This window comes from Corallococcus sp. CA054B, assembly GCF_003611625.1.
Lineage (GTDB): Bacteria > Myxococcota > Myxococcia > Myxococcales > Myxococcaceae > Corallococcus > Corallococcus coralloides.
In genome coordinates, this window is sequence record NZ_RAVY01000169.1 from 1 (window position 1) to 21231 (window position 21231).

At 68.6% G+C, this 21231-nt stretch carries 18 protein-coding genes and 1 pseudogene; 7 read left to right on the forward strand and 12 right to left on the reverse strand.

Annotation, left to right across the window (positions count from 1 at the left end; genetic code table 11):
* The 4 genes from D7V80_RS31005 to D7V80_RS31020 form a co-directional block, all read right to left on the reverse strand.
* Window positions 1–1317: efflux RND transporter periplasmic adaptor subunit (locus D7V80_RS31005; protein WP_120591585.1), on the reverse strand; the 1317-nt coding region annotated here is incomplete at its 3' end.
* 45 nt (window positions 1318–1362) lie between these two features.
* Window positions 1363–2778: a HAMP domain-containing sensor histidine kinase gene (locus D7V80_RS31010; RefSeq protein WP_233585850.1), complete on the reverse strand. Its 1416-nt coding sequence runs from the start codon at window positions 2776–2778 to the stop codon at window positions 1363–1365.
* Between the two features lie 17 nt (window positions 2779–2795).
* Complete coding sequence (locus D7V80_RS31015; protein ID WP_120591571.1) at window positions 2796–3533, reverse strand: response regulator transcription factor; 738 nt, start codon at window positions 3531–3533, stop codon at window positions 2796–2798.
* Window positions 3534–3749: 216 nt separating this feature from the next.
* Window positions 3750–5240: a long-chain fatty acid--CoA ligase gene (locus tag D7V80_RS31020; RefSeq protein ID WP_120591572.1), complete on the reverse strand. Its 1491-nt coding sequence runs from the start codon at window positions 5238–5240 to the stop codon at window positions 3750–3752.
* A gap of 134 nt (window positions 5241–5374) precedes the next feature.
* Here D7V80_RS31020 and D7V80_RS43100 point away from each other — a divergent pair.
* From D7V80_RS43100 to D7V80_RS31040, 3 genes and pseudogenes are all read left to right on the forward strand, one after another.
* Window positions 5375–6120: pseudogene (locus D7V80_RS43100) on the forward strand (IS5 family transposase).
* Window positions 6121–6323: 203 nt separating this feature from the next.
* Complete coding sequence (locus D7V80_RS31035; RefSeq protein ID WP_199738897.1) at window positions 6324–7484, forward strand: AAA family ATPase; 1161 nt, start codon at window positions 6324–6326, stop codon at window positions 7482–7484.
* The gene (locus D7V80_RS31040) at window positions 7484–8077 is read left to right on the forward strand and encodes a DUF4276 family protein (protein WP_120591574.1); all 594 of its coding nucleotides are present in this window, start codon (window positions 7484–7486) and stop codon (window positions 8075–8077) included. The genes D7V80_RS31035 and D7V80_RS31040 overlap by 1 nt, the downstream gene beginning before the upstream one ends.
* Before the next feature lie 52 nt (window positions 8078–8129).
* On the opposite strand, the gene D7V80_RS31045 is transcribed toward D7V80_RS31040, so the two are convergent.
* From D7V80_RS31045 to D7V80_RS31065, 5 genes are all read right to left on the reverse strand, one after another.
* The gene (locus tag D7V80_RS31045; protein WP_120591575.1) at window positions 8130–10118 is read right to left on the reverse strand and encodes a triacylglycerol lipase; all 1989 of its coding nucleotides are present in this window, start codon (window positions 10116–10118) and stop codon (window positions 8130–8132) included.
* 132 nt (window positions 10119–10250) lie between these two features.
* The gene (locus D7V80_RS31050) at window positions 10251–11306 is read right to left on the reverse strand and encodes an alpha/beta fold hydrolase (protein WP_120591576.1); all 1056 of its coding nucleotides are present in this window, start codon (window positions 11304–11306) and stop codon (window positions 10251–10253) included.
* Between the two features lie 45 nt (window positions 11307–11351).
* Entirely contained in the window at window positions 11352–12908 is a 1557-nt protein-coding gene (locus D7V80_RS31055; RefSeq protein WP_120591577.1) for a long-chain fatty acid--CoA ligase, read from the reverse strand.
* 42 nt (window positions 12909–12950) lie between these two features.
* Complete coding sequence (locus D7V80_RS31060) at window positions 12951–13946, reverse strand: 3-oxoacyl-ACP synthase III family protein (protein ID WP_120591578.1); 996 nt, start codon at window positions 13944–13946, stop codon at window positions 12951–12953.
* Window positions 13947–13955: 9 nt separating this feature from the next.
* Complete coding sequence (locus D7V80_RS31065) at window positions 13956–14666, reverse strand: TetR/AcrR family transcriptional regulator (protein ID WP_120591579.1); 711 nt, start codon at window positions 14664–14666, stop codon at window positions 13956–13958.
* Window positions 14667–15013: 347 nt separating this feature from the next.
* Here D7V80_RS31065 and D7V80_RS31070 point away from each other — a divergent pair, with 347 nt between their 5' ends.
* The 3 genes from D7V80_RS31070 to D7V80_RS31080 all read left to right on the forward strand — a co-directional run bounded on the left by D7V80_RS31070 (window position 15014) and on the right by D7V80_RS31080 (window position 17606).
* Complete coding sequence (locus tag D7V80_RS31070; protein WP_120581260.1) at window positions 15014–15484, forward strand: Lrp/AsnC family transcriptional regulator; 471 nt, start codon at window positions 15014–15016, stop codon at window positions 15482–15484.
* Window positions 15485–15486: 2 nt separating this feature from the next.
* Window positions 15487–16704: a PLP-dependent aminotransferase family protein gene (locus D7V80_RS31075; RefSeq protein WP_120591586.1), complete on the forward strand. Its 1218-nt coding sequence runs from the start codon at window positions 15487–15489 to the stop codon at window positions 16702–16704.
* Between the two features lie 155 nt (window positions 16705–16859).
* Window positions 16860–17606, forward strand: coding sequence for an SDR family oxidoreductase (locus D7V80_RS31080; RefSeq protein ID WP_120591580.1), 747 nt, complete (start codon window positions 16860–16862; stop codon window positions 17604–17606).
* A gap of 31 nt (window positions 17607–17637) precedes the next feature.
* On the opposite strand, the gene D7V80_RS31085 is transcribed toward D7V80_RS31080, so the two are convergent.
* Window positions 17638–18033 (reverse strand): helix-turn-helix domain-containing protein, encoded by a 396-nt coding sequence (locus D7V80_RS31085; protein WP_120591581.1) that lies wholly within the window; start codon window positions 18031–18033, stop codon window positions 17638–17640.
* A 129-nt stretch (window positions 18034–18162) separates the two neighbouring features.
* Between D7V80_RS31085 and D7V80_RS31090 the strand changes: the two genes are divergently transcribed.
* The gene (locus tag D7V80_RS31090; RefSeq protein ID WP_120591582.1) at window positions 18163–18765 is read left to right on the forward strand and encodes a malonic semialdehyde reductase; all 603 of its coding nucleotides are present in this window, start codon (window positions 18163–18165) and stop codon (window positions 18763–18765) included.
* A 155-nt stretch (window positions 18766–18920) separates the two neighbouring features.
* On the opposite strand, the gene D7V80_RS31095 is transcribed toward D7V80_RS31090, so the two are convergent.
* Together D7V80_RS31095 and D7V80_RS31100 are read right to left on the reverse strand one after the other, a co-directional pair.
* Entirely contained in the window at window positions 18921–19382 is a 462-nt protein-coding gene (locus D7V80_RS31095; protein ID WP_120591583.1) for a hypothetical protein, read from the reverse strand.
* Window positions 19383–19439: 57 nt separating this feature from the next.
* Window positions 19440–20849 carry a S8 family serine peptidase gene (locus D7V80_RS31100; RefSeq protein WP_120591584.1) on the reverse strand — a complete coding sequence of 470 codons (1410 nt, stop codon included), beginning with the start codon at window positions 20847–20849 and terminating at the stop codon, window positions 19440–19442.
* Window positions 20850–21231: the final 382 nt, after the last annotated feature.

Genomic DNA, 21231 nt, shown 5'->3' on the forward strand with positions numbered 1-21231 from the left:
GCCCATGCCCCGGCCGCCCCCGCCACCGAGGGGGCTCGCGCCCGACGGAGCCGGCGAGGAGGGCATCGCGCCCGCTGGCGAGTTCGCCGCGGTGATGACGCGGTCGCCGGACTTCAATTCACCTTCCACGACCTCCGTGAACGTGCCGTCCGTCATGCCGGTGCGCACGTGCACGGCCACGGGCTGCGGCTTCTGCTCCGGCTGACGGCGCAGCACGTAGACGGTGCGCATGCCGGCGGGGGCCTGCTGGGCCGGAGCCTGCGCGGCCGCGTCCGGCGACGGCGCCGGGCGGTAGCGCAAGGCCGTATTGGGCACGGAGAGCACCTGGTCCTTCTGCTGCGTGACGATGGTCACGTTCGCCGTCATGCCCGGCTTGAGCTTCAGGTCCGGGTTCGGCACGTCGATGACGGCCAGGTAGGTCACCACGTTCTGCACGGTGATGGCCTCGTTGCGGATCTGCCGGATGACGCCCTCGAAGGTCTCCCCCGGGAAGGCGTCCACGGTGAAGGTGGCCTTCTGGCCGGGCTGCAGCTTGCCCACGTCCGCTTCCGCGATGCTGGTGTTGACCTGCATCTTGCGCAGGTCCTCCGCGATGGTGAAGAGCACGGGCGCCTGGAGGGACGCGGCCACCGTCTGGCCCACGTCCACGCTGCGCGAGATGACGATGCCGTCCGTGGGCGACACGATGGTCGTGTACTTGAGGTTCACCTCCGCCTCGTTGAGCGCGGCCTGCGCCTGGGCCACCGAGCCCTCCGCGGCCGTCACCTCCGCCTGCCCGTTGGCGGCGGCGGACTCGGCCGTCTCCAGCTCCGACTGGGAGATGAACTGCTGCGCGCGCAGTTCCTTCGAGCGCACGGCCTGCTTCTTCGCCACGTCCGCGTTGACGCGCGCCTTCTGGAGGTTCGCGCGCGCGGCGGTCATGTTCGCCTTCGCCCGGTCCAGCGCGGCCTGCACCAGCTGCGGGTCGATGCGGGCGATGACCTGCCCCTTCTTCACCTGGGAGTTGTAGTCGACCATCAGCTCCTGGATGCGCCCGGAGACCTGGCTGCCGACCTGCACCGTCACCAGCGCCGCCACGGTGCCGGTGGCCGTCACCTTGGCCGTGAGCTTCCGGGCCCCGGCGGGGGTCGTCTCGTAGGTGACGGCGTCCGACCGGCTTCCGGCGCGCATGCGCCAGAACCCCACCGCGCCCGCCACCACCAGGATTGCCAGGACCCAGGCCCAGCGCGGAATGCCACGCTTGCGACCCTCGTCCTCGTCCAGCTCCACCGGCGCCAGGGCCGGCGCTTCCCGCGGCATCTCGCTCAAGGCCTTCATGCCCCTTATCTACGTTTTGAAATGTTTCGGCGAATCTCGTCTCTATTACGAAAGATGACCCGCGGCGAGGCGGCCATCCGGTGTGTCCGCCGCTCCCACTCCGGGGAGCACGACACGCGCGGTGGTGCCCTGGCCTGGCTGGCTCTCCAGCGTGAGGCGGCCGTGGTGCGCCTCCAGGATGCGGCGCACCAGCGCCAGCCCCAGGCCCACGCCGCCGGTGGTGCGGGCGCGGCTGCGGTCGGTGCGGAAGAACGGCGTGCCCACGCGCGCCAGGTCTTCTGACTCGATGCCGATGCCCTGGTCCTGGATGTCCACCTGGAGGCTGTCGCCCTCCGCGCGGGCATGCAGCTTCACGGTGGTGCCGGGCTCCGAGTACTTCCCCGCGTTGTCGAGCAGGTTGTCCAACACGCGCCGCAGTAGCACGGGATCCGCCTCCAGCGTGGGCAACGTGCCGTCCACCTGGACCTCCAGCCGGTGCTTCGGCCGTGCGGTGTGGAAGCGGGCGGCGGCCTTGTCCAGGAGCGCGTTCGCGTCCACGCGCTCCAGGCGCAAGGGAGGCACGCCGCTCGCGCCATCCGTCACCAGCTCCAGTCGGGACGTGGTGAGCACGTCGGACACCAGGCGCTCCAGCTCCGACAGGTCCTCGGTGATGTCGGGCAAGAGCTCGCGCGCGGTCTGCGCGTCGCCCTCCGCGGCCAGGTCCAGCGCCACGCGGATGCGGGACAGGGGCGTGCGCAGCTCATGCGACACGTTGGCGAGCAGCTCCTTCTGCGAGCGCAGCAGCTGGGTGATGCGGCCGGCCATCTCGTCGAAGGCCTCGGACACCAGGCCCAGCTCGTCCTTGCGGCGCAGCCCCGCGCGCACGTCCAGGCGCCCGGCGCCAAACGCGCGCGCCGCGGACGCCAGCTTCTCCAGCGGGCCCGCGAGCGTGCGCGCGAAGGCGACGGAGGTGATGGCGGTACACGCCAGCACGAGCCCCACGATGATGGCCGTCTGCCGGTCGCCGTCCGGAGGGGGCGGCGGCGGGGGCAGGGACACGGCGGCATAGACCTGGATGGGGCCCGGGTAGGGGCTCACCACTAGCATGCGGCCGGGGCCGCTGCCAGCCCCGGGGAACGGTCCACGAGGCCCACTGCGGGTGACGCGCGAGCTGATGGCGGAGAGCTCCTCGGGGCTCATCGCGGGCGCGGGGTCCGGCCGCGTGTTGCCGAGCAGCGTCCCGTCCGCGGCGCGCAGGGTGACGCGCATGCCCATGCGCTGCTGGGCACGGTCGAGCGACGCTTGGAGCGCGGCGGGGTCCTTGCGCAGGGTGGACCACTCTTCGACGAAGTAGGACAGCTCGTCGTCGAAGCGGTTGCGCCAGGACTCGTTGCGCAGGAGGTCGCGCGCGAGCATGAGCGACACGCCCACGAGGACGATCTGGATGACCCCCACCAGGTAGATGCGGGGGAGCAGGCCCATGGGGAGGCGGAAGAACCTCACGGCTCCGCCTCGGTCTCGGTGGCCAGCATGTAGCCGGCGCCGCGGACCGTCTTGAGCAGGCGCGGGTTGCGCGGATCCACCTCCAGCTTCTGGCGCAGGCGGAAGATGTGCACGTCCACCGAGCGGTCGAAGACCTCATCCGCGCTGCCCTTCACCAGGTCGAGCAGCTGCTCACGGCTGAGGACGCGGCCGGCGCGCTCGGCCAGCACGCGCAGCAGGCTGAACTCGTAGGTGGTGAGGGACAGCGGCTTGCCATCCAGGGACGCGCTCAGGCTGCGCGGGTCCAGCACCAGGCGGCCCGCGTGCACGGGGTGGCTGGTGGGGCCCACCTTGCCGCGAGCGCGGCGCACCTGGGCGCGGATTCGGGCGAGCAGCTCGCGCGACGAGTACGGCTTGGGCAGGTAGTCGTCCGCGCCGGACTCCAGGCCCAGGACGCGGTCGGCCTCCTCGCCGCGCGCGGTGAGCATGATGATGGGGACGTCCGTGCGGGTGCGCAGCTCGCGGCAGACCTCCAGGCCGTCGCGGCCGGGGAGCATGAGGTCCAGGAGGATGACGTCGAAGGTGTGGCGGGACGTCTGGAGGAGCGCGTCGGTGCCGGAGGCGGAGACGGTGACGATGATGCCGTGCTCCTGGAGGTAGCGGGCGGTGAGCCGCGCCAGGCGTTCATCGTCCTCCACGAGGAGCACCTGGATGGTGGCATCCTCGGAGGTCGTGGGGCGTGGGGTCGTCTCCATGGGTCGGGTCTCCGCGAGGGATGCGGACCGGAGGCGAAAGAGGGCCCGGGCTTCTCTCCGTTAAGTCCGGGCCCCGCGGTCCGCCTCCGGCCGCGACCTGCAACCTCTCACCCCTACATTTCCAGGGGGCTACGGGCCCATGACGAAATATTACGGGCGGAGGTCCGGCGGCACATCCCAGGGGTTTCCAGGGGGACGGCCGCAACGGACGGAAATTCAGGGCTCGCCGTGCAGCCGGGTGAGCGCCCGCCGATCCACCTTGCCCGCCGGGGTGCGAGGCAGGGCCTCCAGGAGCCGCAGCGTCCGAGGCAGCTTGTAGCGGGCCAGCCGGCCCGCGCAGAAGGCCCCCAGCGCCTCCAGGGTGGGTGCCGCACCGGGCCAGGGAACGACGAGGGCGCGGGGGACCTCGCCCCACTTCGGGTCGGAGACGCCGATGACAGCGACCTCGGCGACGTCGGGGTGGCCAGCGAGGACGCTCTCGACCTCGGCGGGGTGGATGTTCTCGCCGCCGGAGATGATGAGGTCCTTGGCGCGGCCCTCGATGCGGAAGAGGCCCTGGGCGTCGCGGGAGGCCAGGTCACCGGTGTGGAGCCAGCCGTCCGCGAAGACGCGGGCGGTCTCCTCGGGGCGGCGCCAGTAGCCGGCGCACAGGTGGGGGCCGCGAAGGAGCAGCTCGCCCACGTCACCGGGGCGCTGTTCACCGTCGATGCGCGCTTCGACGTGGAAGAGGGGCACGCCGACGAAGCCCGCGTGGGAGCGCATGACGGCGTCGGGGAGGAAGAAGTTGTTGGGGCCGCCCTCGGTGAGGCCGTAGCCGGTGCGGAAGGCGATGCCTCGGGCGAAGAAGCGCTCGAAGACAGGGGCGGGACAGGGGGCGCCGCCGCTGATGAGCAGCTTGAGGCGGGAGAAGTCCACGGCATCGAAGCGGGGATGCCGCTGCATCTCGATGAACATGGTGGGCACGCCGAACACGAGGTTCACGGAGCCCGAGTCGATGAGGTCGAAGCACTGCGCCACGTCGAAGGCACGGCACACGACGGAGGCTCCGCCCACGAATACCAGGGGCAGCGTGAAGACGTTGAGGCCGCCGGTGTGGAACAGGGGCGCGTTGAGCAGCGCCACATCGTCCTGGGTGAGGCCCCAGCTGACGACGGTGTTCACGGCATTGGCGGTGAGCGAGCCATGCGTGAGCACGGCGGACTTCGGAAGGCCGGTGCTCCCGCCGGTGGAGCACAGCACCCAGGGAGCCTCCGCCTCCAGCTCGATGGAGGGCAGCGCGCCGGACAGGGTCTCGCGGGAGCAGAAGAGCGGCTCCGTCAGGCAGACCCAGTGCGCCGGGAGCCGGGAGCGAAGGGCGTCGACTTGAGCGAGGAACTCCGGCCCGAAGCAGACGACGGAGGGGGCGACATCGGAGAGCAGGCCGTGGAGCTCCTCCACGCCCAGGCGCCAGTTGAGCGGCTGGAGCACGGCGCCCAGCTTGGCGCACGCGAACACGAGGTCCAGCGTCTCCACACCGTTGTAGGCGAGCACCGTGACGCGGTCCCCCAGGCCCACGCCCAGGTCGCGAAGCAGCAGCGCGGTCCGGTGGGCGGAGTCATTCCACTCCGCCCACGAGATGCGCCGCCCACCCCGAAGCGAATCAACGAGCGCCGTACGCTCCGGGGCGAGCGAAGCCCGCCGGGCCAGCCAGTCGTGGACGATGGGCATGCGGCTCCAGGCTAGGGGCTGTCCCTGATCTCCGGCCCGAAAATCAACCTGGTGGATCAAACACGGGCGTTGGACCCGGCCTTGAGGGGCACCAGGAGGTTGCCAGCCAGCGTCAGGCATGATCAACGCTGGCTGTGCGCCGACATGAACTGAGCGATGCCGAGTGGAGCCGCATCAAGCCCTTGCTGGGCTCGCGTAGCGGCCCACCCTCGAAGCGAGGGGACCGCGACTTCATCAACGCCGTCATCTGGCGCGTGAAGACTGGGGTGCAATGGCGGGACCTTCCGGAGCGATTCGGCCACTGGAAGACCGTCTACAACCGCTTCCACCGCTGGGCGCAAGTCGGGCGCTGGGAAGCCATCTTCAAGGCCCTGCGACTTCCGGTGGATGAGCTCGGCTCGCTGGCAGACGCTTCCGTCGTCCGGGCGCATCAGGACGCCTCGGGCGGAAAAGGGGGGTCCGAAGAAATGCTCTGGGGCGTTCTCGAGGAGGTTTTTCAACGAAAGTTCACGCCGTCACAACGGCGGGCGGTAAGCCGCTCCACCTCGAAATAACGCCCGGCCAGCAACATGAGTCCACGATGGCCGAGGAGTTGTTGGTGCACGCCGAGGGCAAGGCCTTCATCGCGGACACCGGTTACGACGCAGAGCGCATTCGCGCCAACGCCCTGAAGGTGGGAATGACGCCTGTCATTCATCCCCATCCCAGCAGGAAGCAACCGCCTGCGCTGGACCGCACCCTCTATCGGTTGCGCTACCGGGTGGAGTGCTTCTTCCACGACCTCAAGCGCTTTCGGGCTGCGGCCACCCGCTACGACAAGACGGCGAAGAGCTACCTCGCCGTCCTGCACGTTGCTTCCATGCTTCTTTGGCTGCGGTAATCAGGGACAGCCCCTAGACCACGATGCACCTCCGGCATCGAGTTCTGGCTACTCAATCTGGTACCAGATCTACCCCTCACACGAAGCTACTGGCACGATGCAGCGCCTGCCGCACTGTTGGAGACCGTCAGATGCCTTCCGCCGAGAGTCCCGGGCCGACCCCTGCCAATCCACCCGGGCATCGGGCTCCTCTGCTTACGCGTGTGACCCTGCGTGACTTCCGCAGCATCGAGGCTTGCGACGTTACCTTGGGGCCGCTGACGTTCCTCGTCGGCCCGAATGGCTCCGGCAAGAGCAACTTCCTGGATGCGTTGAGACTCATCAGCGATGCCTTGCAGACCTCGCTGGATCAAGCGGTCCGCAGTCGGGGAGGAGCCTTCAACCTCGTGCGACGCGCACCAGGCGGGTCTGGCCAGTTCAGCATTCGCCTCGACTTTCGGCTACCCGACGGTTCAAGCGGCCACTTTGCCGTCAGCATTGCTCGTCACGGCTTCGGGACCTACGTAGTGCAGGAAGAAGAATGCGTTGTGGGCGCAGCGAAGTACCACGTCCGCGCAGGCACCCTCTTCATCAAGCCCTCGCCTGTTTCGCCGCCTGCGTCGGACGACCGCCTCTACCTAGTCAACGCGTCAGGCCTCCCGGAGTTCCGCCCCATCTTCGACGCACTCTCGAACATGGGGATCTACAACCTCAATCCAGAACAACTCCGAATGCTACAGGTGCCTGACAAGGGAGACCTCCTTGCCCGTGACGGGTCCAATCTGCCCAGCGTCCTGGATCATTTGGGGAGCAAAGCTGGAGACACCGCGAAGCGGCGCATTGAGGAGTATCTCGGTGCCATCGTGCCGGGTCTGGCTGGCGTGGAGCCCACCCACGCCGGTCACCTGGAGACGCTGAAGTTCCTGCAACAGATCGGAGGCACGGAAGGGCACCGGGAGTTTCTGGCCATCAGCATGTCCGACGGCACACTCCGCGCACTCGGCATCCTGGTCGCGCTGTTCCAGACGCGGGCCGAACCACGGATCCAGCTCGTGGGCATCGAGGAGCCCGAGGCCGCGCTCCATCCGGCAGCCGCAGGCGTCCTTCGTGATGCACTCCGAGAAGCATCCCTGTACACCCAGGTCATAGTCACCAGTCACAGCCCGGAACTGCTCGATGACCCAAGCATCCAGGGCGACGAGATCCTCTCAGTGGTCGCAGAAGAGGGCCGCAGCATCATTGCGCCCGTCGATGCAGAGACCCGGTCCGCGCTGAAGGACCGTCTCTACACAGCAGGCGAGCTGCTGAAGGCCAACCAGTTGGCCCCGGATAGGCAGGCGCTCCCCCAGGCGGATCAACTCAAGCTCTGGGAGCACGACACCTGATGAAGATGGGGCTCATTGTCGAGGGCCACGGAGAGGTCACTGCCGGACCCATCCTCGTGAGGCGCCTGACTCAGTGGTTGGCACCCGAGGTTCATCCAGAGGTCCTCCTTCCCCATCGCATTCCACGCGGCCAGCTCGTCAAGGAGGACGAACTGCGCCGGGCCATTGAGCTGACGGCTCGGAAGGTGGGCGACGATGGTCGAATCCTCGTCCTGCTGGATGCCGACAAGGATCTGCCCTGCGTACTCGGGCCACGGCTCCTGACCTGGGCACGGGCACAACGCTCCAACCGGATCATCTCCGTGGTCGTCGCGCAGTGTGAATACGAAGCGTGGTTCCTCACAGCCGCGAAATCCCTGCGCGGCCAGCGCGGGCTCCCTGCGAGCCTGGATGCTCCACCCCAACCCGAGCGAATTCGCGACGCGAAGGGCTGGCTAGGCAGCCACATGCCCAGCGGCTACAGCGAGACCATCGACCAGCCCGCCCTGACCAGCGTCTTCGACCTCGAAGCCGCCCGCCGAGCGGACTCCTTCGACAAACTCGTCCGGGACATGGGCACGCTGCTGGGCGTCACCGCCCCACCGCGGCCCTGACCCGCGAAGCACGGGCGCGAGGAAACGCGCCCGTGCTCCTCACATCACGTCATCAATCCCGCGAAACGAAGTGCGCGGAGATCTTGTTCCACACCGCCGGGGTGGTGCCCATGCTCAGGTGGTCATAGGCCATGCCCTCCTGCTTCGCGTCCGCGGCCTTCTTCGTGGACGTCCAGCCCTGGGTGAGCTGGGTCATCGCCGCGATGCTCGCCTCGAAGAGCACGCCGTCGCTGCGCAGCGCGGACGTGGTGGACGTCATGCCGTCCGTCTCGAACGGCTGCGAACCACCCGCCGTGCCGTACAGCACGTAGAGCGACGGCAGGCGCGAATCCAGGCCGTGCTCCGCCAGGCGCGTGATGAACTTGCCGCCCATCTCCATGGCCGCCGCCATGCCCAGGCCGTCCATGATGCGGTACTTGCCGTACATCAGCGAGTCGTACGCCTCACGGTTCTGGTTCGTGTTGTACGCGTGGTACGCGAAGCACGGCGAACCCACCGGGTCGAACGCCGTCGTGCGGCACACGCGGTGGTCGCTGGACGCCATGTAGCCCGCCGCGATGAACGGGTTCAGCGGGTTGTAGATGAGCTTCGTGTCCAGCCAGGGGAAGTAGCGGTTCTCGTCCGGATCGATGTTGTCCCACGCGGACGCGCTGCGGTCCGGGATCGGATACGTGCCGCGCAGGTCATACGCCGCCTGCAGCTGCCCCGGGTACGCCGTCACGTACTTGCCGCTGGTGTTCACCGCGCCGAAGAGGCTCATGTTGTAGTCGTCGAAGTTGAACGACGACGAGGACAGGCCCTGGTTCGTGTTCAGCGTCTGCAGCGAGCTCGCGTAGACCGGCGTGCCCGTGCTGGACAGGCCCGTGATGTTCGACAAGTAGATGCGGCGGAAGTAGTCCGTCCACACGCCACCGGAATCCTTGCACACGCTCTCTGCGTAGGGGTTCTTGAACCAGGGCACGCTGTAGCCGAACGTCACGCACTGGAACGCGGAGAAGTACGTCCACGGCATCGGGCCACGGCCCACCGGCGCGTTGGAGGCCGTGCTCGCGATGGTCAGCGTGTGGATGGGGTGGCGGAAGTTCAGGTCGATGCCCTTGTGCGGGCCGGACAGCGGCACGTACACGCGCACCGAGTCGTCATACGCCGGCACCTGCGACGCCTGCTCCTTCGCCAGACGCTCGAAGAAGCGCGTCGTGCTGAAGCCGCCCCACGTGGCCGCGTTCGCCATCCAGGGGTCCACCGCCAGCACGCCCTTGCTCCACGCCACCACGTCCACCCGCGCCACGCCCGGGTGCAGCGCCTTCACGCGCTGCACGGCGTTGGCCACGTGGATGGCGTGGTTGAAGTTGTCGCCGTGGAACGAGCCGAACGTCACCGCGTACACGCAGCGGTTCTTCGACTCCAGGTCCTGCACCATGCCCGTCAGCTGCGCCGCGCCGCCGTAGGTGCCGCCCGAACCGTTGTTGCCGTTGGGGAACATCCAGACGTTCGCGTCCTGGATGGCGCCGTGCACCAGCAGCGTCGGCGTCAGGTTGACGTTACAGGTGCGCGCCGCCGTGGCCCGCCCCTTGTGCAAGAGGACGAAGCGCGCCTCCGGCTTGGTGGGGCCGGGCGTGGGGCAGGTGGCCCCGGTCGTCGTGGCACAGCTGTTCCCGTAGTAGAGATTGAACGCGTTCACCAACTGCTGGTTCAGCGAACCGAAGTACGTCTTCAGCGGGTAGTCGCTGGACTGGAACGTGTCCTGGTCCCGCAGCTTCAGCGTGCGCGGGTTGTAGTACTCCGAGCGGAAGCGCTGCCGGCCCTCCAGCAGCTCAATCTGGCCCCACGACCACGAGGGCGGCGTGTACGTGCCCACCACCCGGTAGTTGCCGGTGAAGTTGGTGGGGATGGCGTCGAAGTACGGGGCCAGGTCCGCGTCCAGCGGAGCCTCGGCCGTGGCGAGGGACTCCTGCGCCTGGGGTGCTTCCGCGGGCGGCTCTGCCCCGCAACCTGCCATCAGCAATGCGGCCGTGAGCGACAATGTCCAGGTGCTTCGCATGCGGACCTCCGGTTGGGTGAAGGGTGCGGCGACAGCGGACTGCGACAAAAAAGGACGCACGGGACACACGACGGGCCCCAGGGTCTCCCCGGAAAGGGCCTCGCGTGCCTCCCCGTGCGTCAGGAACGCCTGCTAGCGGGCGTGCTCCCGCAGGAACGGGACGAGCAGGTCGTGGAACTCCTTCGTCTTCTCCAGGTGCGGGCTGTGGCCCGTGTCCTGGAGGACGACCTCGCGGTAGCGGCCACCGTTGGCCGCGTAGCGCTCCATGACCTTGCGCATCTGCGACACCATGGGCTGCGGCGGGTACTGCTCATCCCCGGGCCAGCCGGGGACCGCGCCCAGCTTGCCCAGGAAGCCGAAGTCGAACAGTGACGTGTCGGAAACGATGGCGTCATCCGCGCCGCGGATCCACAGCAGGTCCGGCCCGTTCTTCAGCTCCGCGAAGGAGGAGGTGTTGTAGTAGGCCGGCGCCATGGCGTTGTTCATGCCCGTGGTGCCCGGCGCCACGCCCGGCCAGTTCGGCGACTTGGAGAAGTTGCCCGGGTACAGCTCATCCGACACGTGCGTGTCCAGCACGGAGTCCAGGAGCTTCTCCTCGTCCGGGTGGCGGAACGGCGGCTTCACGTAGCAGCCGTTCATCACGTTGCGCGGCGACGTCTGCGACTCCGTGGAGCGGTCCTTGGACTTCAGCCGCTGCACGAAGTCCGGGTTGGCCGTGCCGCCGCCGGAGCCCGCGAAGTCCGCCCAGCACGGCGTGCCGTCCGCGTCCTTCGTGCCGCCGAAGCCGAAGGGAGACAGCGGCGCCTCCACCACCAGGCCGGCCACGCGCTCCGGGTGGTCGATGGACAGCTGCATCACCATGCCCGCGCCCGCCGAGTGCGCCACGAACACCGCGCGCTTCAGCGACAGCGTGTCCATCAGCGCCAGCAGGTCATCCGCGAAGTCGCGCATGCCGCGCGTCGCGTCGATGGTCTTCTCCTCCGTGTGCCCGTAGCCGCGCATGTCCGGCGCGATGCCCCGGAAGCCCTCGGGCAGCGTCTTCATCAGCGACTCGAAGAACACGGACGAGGAGCAGTTGCCGTGCACGAAGATGACGGGAAAGCCGTCCTCGCCCACGAGCCGCGCGCGCACCCGGAGCCGCTGAGTGGGGATGTCCCGGATCTCGACCTTCCTGGATGTATCAGCCATGTGCGCGCTCCTGTTTGTGTTGCTTGAGAGAAGAAAATCCGTGCGTCACGAAGCGGCCCGCGCGTCCGCGGCGATGGCCGCCTCGCGCAGCTCGCGCTTGAGAATCTTCCCGGCGGGGGACACCGGCAGGGACTTCACCAGCTCCACCCGCTTGGGGACCTTGAAGCGTGCCACCCGGCCCTTGAGGTGCTCGAGCAGCGCCTCCGCCGAGGCTTCGGCCCCTGGCTTGAGCACCACGTAGGCGCGGCCCGCCTCGCCCCACTTCGGGTCCGGCACGCCCACCACCGCGCACTGCTGCACGGCGGGGTGCTCGTAGAGGACGGCCTCCAGCTCCAGCGGGTACACGTTCTCTCCGCCGGAGATGAACATGTCCTTCTTGCGGCCCGCGATGGTGAAGAAGCCCTCCGCGTCCACGCGCGCCAGGTCCCCGGTGTGGAACCAGCCGTCCGCGCTGATGGCCTCCTTCGTGGCGGCGTCGTCCTCGAAGTAGCCGGAGCACATGGAGGGCCCCTTCAGCACCAGCTCCCCCACCCCGCCCACGGGCACCGCGTTGCCGGCGTCGTCCACCAGCTTCGCGTCGATGAAGTAGTTGGGCCGGCCGATGGAGCCCGCCTTGGACACCGCGAACTCCGGCCCCATGCTGAAGATGCCCGGGCCGAACTCCGTCATGCCGAAGCCCTGCTTGAAGGGCACCGGGTGCACCGCCTGCCACGCCTGGAGCAGCGGCACCGGCAGCGGCGCCCCGCCGCTGGTGACGAAGCGCACGGAGGAGAAGTCCGTCCCCTTCCAGCGCGGCGAATCCATCAGCTGCTGGTACTGCGTGGGCACCGCGAAGAAGAGCGTCACCTTCTCCTTCGCGACCAGGCCCAGCATCTCGTCCGGGTCCCACCGGCGCATCAGCACCACGGTGCCGCCCACGGTGAGCAGGGGCAGCGTGTAGACGAGCAGCCCGCCCGTGTGGAACAGCGGCGTGTGCGTCACCGTCACGTCGCCCTGACGGATTTCATGCACCAGCGTGTTGAGCGTGTTCCACGCCACCATGCGGTAGGAGACCTTGGCGCCCTTGGACCGGCCCGTCGTCCCGCCGGTGAAGAGCAGGCAGAGGATGTCCTCCTCGCTCACCGCGTCGTTCGTCACCGGAGCGGCGGGCGCGTACGCCACGGCCTTCTCGTACGGATCCGCGCCCGGCAGGCCCTGCGCCTCCAGCGACACCAGGCGCAGGCCGTCCCCCACGTGCTCGCGCACCTGGGCCACCGCGTCCTTGAAGTCGTCGCCGAACAGCAGCACGCGCGGGCGGATGGCGCGCACGCCCTCCGTCAGCTCCGCCGCGTGCAGCCGCCAGTTGTAGGGCACGAAGATGGCGCCCAGCTTCGCGCACGCGAACAGCGTGTCCAGGTACTCCACGCCGTTGTGCGCGACGATGGCCACCCTGTCCCCGCGCTGCACGCCCGCCACGTCCCGCAGCCAGCCCGCGAGCGCATTGGCGCGCGCGTTCATCCGCCGGTAGGTGAAGCGGCCCGCGTCCTTGCGGGCCACGTCCACCACGGCCACCGCGTCCGGCCAGTAGAGGGCACCCCGCCCCATCCAGTCCCCGATGAACATGCGAAGAACTCCTGTCTGAATGAGGCGGGGTATTGGGGGGGACTAAGCCGTCCAGCGGTAGAGGGCGGACGCCATGGCGAGGCCACCGCCACTGGCGCAGAAGGCGACCAGGTCGCCCTTCTTCACCTTGCCCTGCACCACCGCGTCGTCCAGCGTCATGGGGATGCAGGCGGAGCCCGTGTATCCCCACTTGTCCATCGTGTAGTGCGCCTTCTCCATGGGCTGGTTCAGCGCCTTCATCGTGGCTTCGATGGTGCGCAGGTTCAGCTGCGTGAAGACGAACAGCTTCACGTCATCCAGCGTCTGGTCCGCGCGCTTGAGCAGCGTGTCCAGCAGCATGGGCCAGCGCTCGGTGTTGAACGTGGAGGGGAACTTGCGCACGAACTGCACCGCGGGCTTGCCGTCCGTCAGCGCCAGCGTCTCCGCCGTGGCGGGCCGGTTCGTGCCGCCCGTGTAGATGCCCAGCGCGTCGTGGTACTCGCCGTTGGCGAGCAGCTTCGCGCCCAGGAAGCCCGGCTTGTCGGACGCGCCCAGCACCACCGCGCCCGCGCCGTCCGCGAACAGCGTGCAGGTCTTCTTGTCCTTCCAGTTCACGTACCGGGTCATCCCGTAGGCGCCCACCACCAGGATGCGCTGGTAGCTGTCGTCCGACGAAATCGTCTTCGACGCCACGTCCAGCGCCGTCACCCAGCCCGCGCACGCGGCGTTGATGTCGTACGTGCCCGCGTTCACCGCGCCCAGCTTGGCCTGCACCACGGACGACGTGCCGGGGGAGAGGTAGTCCGGCGTGTCACTGGCCACGAGCACCAGGTCCAGCTCCTTGGGGTCCACCTTCGCGCGTGAGAGCGCCTCCTTCGCGGCGGCCACGGCCAGGTCGCTGGTGGCCTGGTGGTCCGCCATCACGTGGCGCTGCTTGATGCCCACGTTCTGCTGGAGCCACTCGTCCACCTTCTCGCCGAGGATCTTCTCCACGTCGTCGTTGGTGAGGAGCTTCTCGGGGACGTAGCGGCCGGTGGACAGGATGTTCGCGTAACGCATGACGGTGTTTCAGCTCCGGGGACCGCGTGACGGACGGCGGGGGGACGACTTCGACTTGGGGGGGGCTGCTGCCTTCGGGGGGCGGACGGCCTGGAGATGGGTATGGGTGCGCGCGGCGTCCGGGGGCAGGCCGTGGGACAGGAGCGTCATCGCCGTGTCGAGCACGCGTTCCAGGCCCATGTCCTCCTCCCAGAGCACCCAGCGCATGCCCAGGAAGTCGCCAATGCCCATCAGGCAGTAGGCGAGCGCCTCCGGATCCATGCGGCGCACCTCGCCCTTGTCCATGGCCTGCTGGAGGCCGCGCACGTAGCCCTTGGCGAAGCGGTCGTAGTAGCGGCGGTAGCAGTCCGCGTCCACGAACTCCGCCTGCCGCACCACGCGGTAGAGGTTGGGGTGCTGGCGCACGAACTGGAAGAAGGCGCGCAGGCCCTCGCGCTCCACCTCCAGGCGCGTGGTGCACGCGGCCGTGCCTTCCGCGATGAGGCGGCGCAGGCGCGCGCCCAGCTCGTCCACCACCTCCACGAAGATGGACTGCTTGTCCGGGAAGTACACGTAGAAGGTGCCCAGCGCGACACTGGCCTTGCGCGTGAGGTCCGCGATGGACGCGCGCTCATAGCCCTTGTCGCCGAACACCGCTTCCGCGGCCTTCAACAACTTCTGCCGCGTCCGCTGACCGCGCGGCGTGACGGGGACGCGTTCTGAAGTTGAAGGGCGATTCATCTTTCAGGACGGGTAGCACCCGGCCGACCGCCCTGTCAAAAGCGGATGGATGGCTCCTTGCGTCAAAGACAGACACGGACGCGAGGCGTCAAAGACACGGCGTGACATCCCCGGAGCGTGAGCGGGGAAGTGTCCACCGCGCCCACCCATCCCCTCTGGGAGGACTGCCGCCAGGCCCGTGCGGCACCACCTTCCGCCTGGCTGTCTGGAGACTCGGGAGGTCGGGTGGAGGACGATCCACCGGCCCCAATCATTTTGCGTGCAAACGGACTTGCACTTGGGGACGAGTGCATATAACTTCACCGCCGACCGCCAAGGTCGCCTATAAAAATAAGGTTCCAAGCCCCATGGACCCCCTGGATTATCGCATCGTGGACATGCTTCAGCGCGATGGCCGGGCAACGCAGCTGGAGCTGTCACGTGGGGTGAAGCTGTCCCAGCCGGCGGTGGCGGAGCGCATCCGCAAGCTGGAGGAGAAGGGAATCATCACCGGCTACACGGCGCGGGTGGACGCGACGCAGCTGGGGAAGGACATCACCGCCTTCATCGGGGTGAGCATCGAGCACCCCAAGCACTTCGAGGGCTTCGCGCGGAAGGTGGCGGAGCTGCCGGACGTGCTGGAGGCCCACCGGGTCGCGGGGCAGGACTCGTACGTATTGAAGGTGAAGACCGCGAATACGCGGACGCTGGACTCACTGCTCGTGGAGACGCTGCGCACCATTCCAGGTGTGACCCGCACGAGCACCACCATCGTCCTGTCGACCTTGAAGGAAGACACGCACGTGCGTGTCCCCGATGAGCTGTTGAACGGAGAATGAACATGAGCGCGGACGCTATGAGTGCACCCCTGCCCCCTCCTCCGGCCTACCGGCTGTCCCAGCGCATGTCCCGGATGAAGACGTCCGCGGTGCGCGAAATCCTCAAGATCGCCGAGCGCCCGGACATCCTCTCCTTCGCCGGCGGCCTGCCCGCCCCGGAGCTCTTCCCCGTGGACGTCATCGCGAAGGCGTTCGAGGAGACCTTCGCCCGGGAGGGGCGCCCCGCGCTCCAGTACAGCACCACGGAGGGCTTCGCCCCCTTGCGCGAGTGGATCGCCGGACACCTGACCCGCAAGGGCCAGCACGTCCACGCGGACCAGGTGCTCATCACCAGCGGCTCGCAGCAGGGCCTGGACCTGGTGGGCAAGATCCTGCTCGACCCGGGTGACCTGGTGGTGGTGGAGGACCCCAGCTACCTGGCGGCGCTCCAGACCTTCGGCGGCTACGAGGTGGAGTTCGCCACCGTGCGCAGTGACGACGCGGGCATGGACACGGACGACCTGGCGGCCCTGCTGAAGAAGCGCGTGCCGAAGCTGCTCTACGTCATCCCCAACTTCCAGAACCCCAAGGGCACCACCCTGTCCCTGGAGCGCCGCAAGGCGCTGGTGCGGCTGGCCCAGGAGCACCGCTTCGTCATCCTGGAGGACGACCCGTACGGCGAGCTGCGCTTCAAGGGCGTGCACCTGCCGTCGCTGGCGTCGCTGGACGACCAGGGCGTGGTGCTGTCCCTGTCCACCTTCTCCAAGACGCTGGCCCCCGGCCTGCGCCTGGGCTGGGTGACGGGCCCGAAGGCGCTGCTCAAGCCGATGACCATCGCGAAGCAGGCCACGGACCTGCACACCGCCACGCTCGCCCAGCGCGCCACGGCGCGCCTGCTGGAGACGTTCGACTACGCGGGCCACATCCAGGCGCTGATGCCCATCTACGCCCAGCGCGCCAACGCGATGCTGGACGCGCTGAAGACCCACATGCCCCAGGGCACCCAGTGGACCCGGCCGGACGGCGGCATGTTCCTCTGGGTGGAGCTGCCCGGGGGGCTGGACGCGGCCAGGCTCCTGCCCCAGGCCGTCGAGCAGAAGGTCGCCTTCGTCCCCGGCGCGCCCTTCTTCGCCAACGACCAGAAGCCCCAGTTCATGCGCCTGAACTACTCCAACCGCCCGCCCGACCTCATCCACGAGGGCATGAAGCGGCTGGGCGCCGTCATCTCGGACGCGCTGTAGTTCCAGCACCCCGGCCCCCAACGCACCGCGTCGGGGGTCCGGGCCTCATGAGAAGTTGAAGCTTGATTCAGGTTTCAGCCCCTGCGGCGCTGGCCAGCGCCCGTGCGGTGTGCGTACCCTGCGCGCGTTTTTTTCCAGACGCCCAGGAGAGGCACATGCAGCTGAAGGACCTGAAGATCATCGTCACCGGCGGCGCGCAGGGCATGGGCGCGCACTTCGCGCAGCGCATCCACGAGGCGGGCGGCCAGGTGGCCGTTGGCGACGTCAACGAGGAGAAGCTCGCGGCGCTGCCGGCGGGCATCCACCGCCGCAAGCTGGACGTGTCCAGCGAGCAGGACGTCACGGACTTCGTGCAGTGGGCCCACGGCGCCATGGGCGGCCTCAACGGCCTCATCAACAACGCGGGCATCCTGCGCGACGCGCTGCTCGTGAAGAAGGACCGCACCACCGGCCAGGTGAAGAAGCTGTCCACGGCGGACTGGAACGCCGTCATCGGCGTGAACCTCACCGGCGCCACGCTGATGGTGCGCGAGGTCGTCACCAAGATGGTGGAGACGGACCAGCGCCCCGGCGTCATCGTGAACATGTCGTCCATCGCGCGGCACGGCAACCGCGGCCAGTCCAACTACGTGTCCGCCAAGGCCGCGCTCGCCGCCAACACCGTCACCTGGTCGCGCGAGTTCGCGCCGTTCGGCATCCGCGTGGGCGCCATCGCCCCGGGCATGATTGAGACGCCCATGACGCAGGGCATGAACCAGAAGGCCCGCGACGCGCTGGTGGCCGCCATTCCGGTGGGCCGCATCGGCGAGCCGGAGGACATCTGGCAGGCCGTGAAGTTCATCGTGGAGTGCGACTACTTCAACGGCCGCACCATCGACGTGGACGGTGGCCACAACTTCTAGGCCGCCCGTTGCCGCACCCGCGCCCCGGACCTCAGGCGCTCTTGCGCTTCCGGGGCGCGGCCCGCGTGGCCCTCACCGCCACGGCCTTCCGCGCCTGCGCCGGAGCCTTCACGTCCACCCAGCGCTCCGCCCACTTGCCCAGCTCGTCGATGACCTTCCAGAACGCCTGACCCTTCTCCGTCAGGCGGTACTCGGAGCGGATGGGCGGGCCCGGGTCCACGTGGCGCTCGACGATGCCTTCGGCCTCCAGGTCCTTGAGCCGCTCCGACAGGACGCGCTCGCTGATGGTGCCAATGCGCTCCGTCAGCTCCCCGAAGCGGCACGGCCCGTCCATCAGGATGCGCAGGATGACGCCCGTCCAGCGCCGGCCCAGCAGGTCGGCCGCCGCCAGGAACCGCGAGCACAGCGGGCTCAGGTCGTCATGCATCGTGCCACCTCCCCCCTGAGTATAGCGCCCGCCCCTCCCCGCCGGCACTCACTTACTTTTTGGAAGCTACTTGCGAAATAAAAGTGACGCGGGTAGCCATGGGGTGTTCGCAACGGAAGGACACCCCGCATGGCGGCGACGAATACGGCCCTGGACACGGACGCGCTGGAGCAGCTCTTCACGGAGGCCCGCACCTACCCGGGCTGGCAGGACCGGCCGGTGACGGAGGAGACGCTGCGCCGCATCTACGAGCTGGCGCGCATGGCGCCCACCGCGGTCAACAGCCAGCCGGTGCGCCTGGTGTTCGTGCGGAGCCGCGAGGCCAAGGAGAAGCTCAAGCCCGCGCTGTCCCCGACCAACGTGGACAAGACGATGCAGGCGCCGGTGACGGTCATCGTGGCGTACGACACCGCGTTCCACGAGCAGATGCCCAAGCTGTTCCCCGCGCGCGACATGAAGAGCGTCTTCGCCGCCCAGACGCCGGAGGCACGCGAGCAGTCAGCCTTCATGAACGGCACCCTGCAGGCGGGCTACGTCATCCTCGCGGCGCGCGCGCTGGGGCTCGACTGCGGCCCCATGGGCGGCTTCGACAAGGCGAAGGTGGACGAGGCCTTCCTCCAGGGCACCGGCTGGAAGTCGAACCTCCTCATCAACCTGGGCTACGGCGACCCGGCGAAGCTCTTCCCGCGCAACCCGCGTCTGTCTTTCGAGGACGCCTGCCGGCTGGACTGACACCGTCCAACCCCAGACAGCGCACTGGTCCCTCCGTGCAATGGCATCAGGCGGCTACAATCCTGAGTTTCTAGGTTAATCAGGAAGAAGCAGCCCCGCCGTCGGTTCAACGGGGCGTGGGGCCGGTGACGGGAGGCAAGCGCGGTGGGGCGGGCCTAGTACAGCTGTTCGAGCGGCATCATCGTGCCCGCCTCGAACTCCGGCGCGCGGCGCAGCTGGTCCAGCACGCGCGGGGCGCACCTCAAGTGCAGCATGGGCAGGGAACCGCCCGGCTCACTCATGGCGCGCACGGCGCCCACCAACTGGTGTGCCTCCAGCCAACGCATGAAGCTCTCGCGGAAGCGGGCGTTCTCCGCCTGGCCTTCCTTGTAGATGTCCGCGCGCGAACGCAGGGGTGCCCGTGAGGACGCGGAAGCGCTCTTCGGCGCGGCCGACTCCCGGGGCATCACCGTGACGTCGATGTCGCCGCCCGGCTGGGCGTCACGCTCCAGGCCACCCGAGCCCGGCAACGCACGCACCGTGCCCCCGCTGCCAGGCAGCGGACGCACGGCGGCAACGGAGGACATCCGGGCCGAAATGTCTTGGGGTCCGCCCGGCACGCCATTCTTCCTGCTCATGGCCACATCCTCCCCAGGTCCGGTGCTCACGTGGCACCGGCCCCGGCAACTACCGCGTCACCTGAAAACAGCCAGGCCCTTCCCCGTCCGGTGGTTCGCCGAGCGAGGAAGCTTGATGGCATTGGCCAGAATCAAATCTCTCACTTCCAATGCCGTCAAGTCAGGGGCGCGGCAACGATACAGCGCCGCGATTCCTGCGACATATGGCGCCGCCATGCTTGTGCCACTCATTCGTTCATAGAACGCCTGATTGTTGCAGCGGCGTTCAGTAGACGAATACACATTCACCCCGTAGCCCATGACGTCGGGTACGACCCGACGCCCCACGGAGCCGCTGGCGGAGAAGGTGGCCACGTTGCGCTCGAAGTCGACTGCCCCCACAGCCAGGGCCTCGGGAAAGGCTGCTGGGTAACCAACCGTGTCGGGTCCACTGTTACCCGCCGCGACAATGGGCAGGATGTTGCTGTCCAGAAGCCGACGCAGCATGGCTTGCAGCGCGCGCTGGTTGAGCAGGTAGTCCGCTTCGGAGATGCCCGGAGGCGGCTGCAGCGGGAAGCCCAGCGACAGGTTGACGACGGCGGGACGCGACGCGTTCTCCGGACGGCTGAACTGGTGCAGCAGCCACTCCATGCCGGCGGCCACGCGGCCCAGACTGGTGCGGATGGTCTCCGATTCGATGACGGACGCGGCGTACAGGTCCACCTCCGGCGCGACGCCGTGGTGCACGCCCGCGGCGATGCCGCACACGTGCGTGCCGTGGCCATCAGGGTCGAAGCCGCGCACGTCGCGCGCCGGGTTGTGCGGCGAGTTGGGGAAGAGCGAGACGTAGCGGAACTGGATGGTCTTGCTCGCGTGCTCCGGGTGGTCCGCGTCCACGCCGGTGTCCAGGATGCCCAGCATCACGCCGGCGCCCCGGATGCCCTGGGCGTGCGCCAGGGGGACACCGGACTCGTCAGGCCACTCGCGCTGCGCGAGCGAGCTCATGCCGCGGTTGCGCGGCCCCGTCTGTCCGGCGGACACCGGACCGGGGAAGGACAGGGGCACCACGTCCGGGATGAACTCGAACTCCTCCGCCAGCTCGCCCCGGGCCGCCTTCTCCGCGTCCTGGGAGTAGAAGTGCGCCATGGTGGCGCCGATGAGCGGCATGAACCGGTAGCTGCCGGCTTCCGTGCCGGCCTGCTCCGTCACGGGCGCGCCCGGCATGGGCGTGGCGTCGACGTCGCTGGCCTTCTTGCCCCGGGCGCCCTTGCGGCCGCGCTGCGCCTGGCCGCTGACCTCCGGCTTCACGCCGGGCAGCGTGGCCGACCGCAGGCCGAGGGCGGTGAGGGCATCCGGAGCCTTCTGGGCCGCGCTGAAGCGGAGCGCGGTGCTGCGGCTGAGGACGCGCTCGCCCTGCGCCGTGCCACGCACTCCGGGCCGGGCCTGCGTCTCGATGGACTCCTTGGGTACCAACAGGAAAGACTTCATGGCTGTGCTCCTTGGACCGCTCAATCCGCGCCGGGCCCCGAAGGGAGAGCACCTGCGGTACGACCGCGCCCACCTGGGGACCCTGACAAGCCCCTTCCGGATCCGGTGGGTCGGGCTCGCGGGCGTCGCCCGGAGCCGTTGCATCACCTGCCCTCCCCTCTCCCCATGCGCTGGGGTCCAACCGGGGGATTTGACCGCGACCCCCTGACAAAAAATCACGGGATTTCCGTAATAGACACCCCTTGTCTGGTGTCTCGGTCCTCACTCGGCTTCCCCGAACCTCCGGAAACACAACGGATTCCCTCCGTGGGACGAGGGCAGTGGCCGGGGGCGCACACGGGCTCTGTCCGCCAGCGGATGTGGGGAAGGGGCAGGCAGGAGG

Bases quoted from the DNA above. Each gene is read 5' to 3' on its own strand.
- D7V80_RS31090 (WP_120591582.1), top strand. From the start codon at position 18,163: ATGGCGGCGACGAATACGGCCCTGGACACGGACGCGCTGGAGCAGCTC.
- D7V80_RS31050 (WP_120591576.1), bottom strand. From the start codon at position 11,306: ATGGCTGATACATCCAGGAAGGTCGAGATCCGGGACATCCCCACTCAG.
- D7V80_RS31010 (WP_233585850.1), bottom strand. From the start codon at position 2,778: ATGGGCCTGCTCCCCCGCATCTACCTGGTGGGGGTCATCCAGATCGTC.
- D7V80_RS31085 (WP_120591581.1), bottom strand. From the start codon at position 18,033: ATGCATGACGACCTGAGCCCGCTGTGCTCGCGGTTCCTGGCGGCGGCC.
- D7V80_RS31080 (WP_120591580.1), top strand. From the start codon at position 16,860: ATGCAGCTGAAGGACCTGAAGATCATCGTCACCGGCGGCGCGCAGGGC.
- D7V80_RS31095 (WP_120591583.1), bottom strand. From the start codon at position 19,382: ATGAGCAGGAAGAATGGCGTGCCGGGCGGACCCCAAGACATTTCGGCC.
- D7V80_RS31070 (WP_120581260.1), top strand. From the start codon at position 15,014: ATGGACCCCCTGGATTATCGCATCGTGGACATGCTTCAGCGCGATGGC.
- D7V80_RS31100 (WP_120591584.1), bottom strand. From the start codon at position 20,849: ATGAAGTCTTTCCTGTTGGTACCCAAGGAGTCCATCGAGACGCAGGCC.
- D7V80_RS31015 (WP_120591571.1), bottom strand. From the start codon at position 3,533: ATGGAGACGACCCCACGCCCCACGACCTCCGAGGATGCCACCATCCAG.
- D7V80_RS31040 (WP_120591574.1), top strand. From the start codon at position 7,484: ATGAAGATGGGGCTCATTGTCGAGGGCCACGGAGAGGTCACTGCCGGA.
- D7V80_RS31055 (WP_120591577.1), bottom strand. From the start codon at position 12,908: ATGTTCATCGGGGACTGGATGGGGCGGGGTGCCCTCTACTGGCCGGAC.
- D7V80_RS31065 (WP_120591579.1), bottom strand. From the start codon at position 14,666: ATGAATCGCCCTTCAACTTCAGAACGCGTCCCCGTCACGCCGCGCGGT.
- D7V80_RS31075 (WP_120591586.1), top strand. From the start codon at position 15,487: ATGAGCGCGGACGCTATGAGTGCACCCCTGCCCCCTCCTCCGGCCTAC.
- D7V80_RS31020 (WP_120591572.1), bottom strand. From the start codon at position 5,240: ATGCCCATCGTCCACGACTGGCTGGCCCGGCGGGCTTCGCTCGCCCCG.
- D7V80_RS31060 (WP_120591578.1), bottom strand. From the start codon at position 13,946: ATGCGTTACGCGAACATCCTGTCCACCGGCCGCTACGTCCCCGAGAAG.
- D7V80_RS31045 (WP_120591575.1), bottom strand. From the start codon at position 10,118: ATGCGAAGCACCTGGACATTGTCGCTCACGGCCGCATTGCTGATGGCA.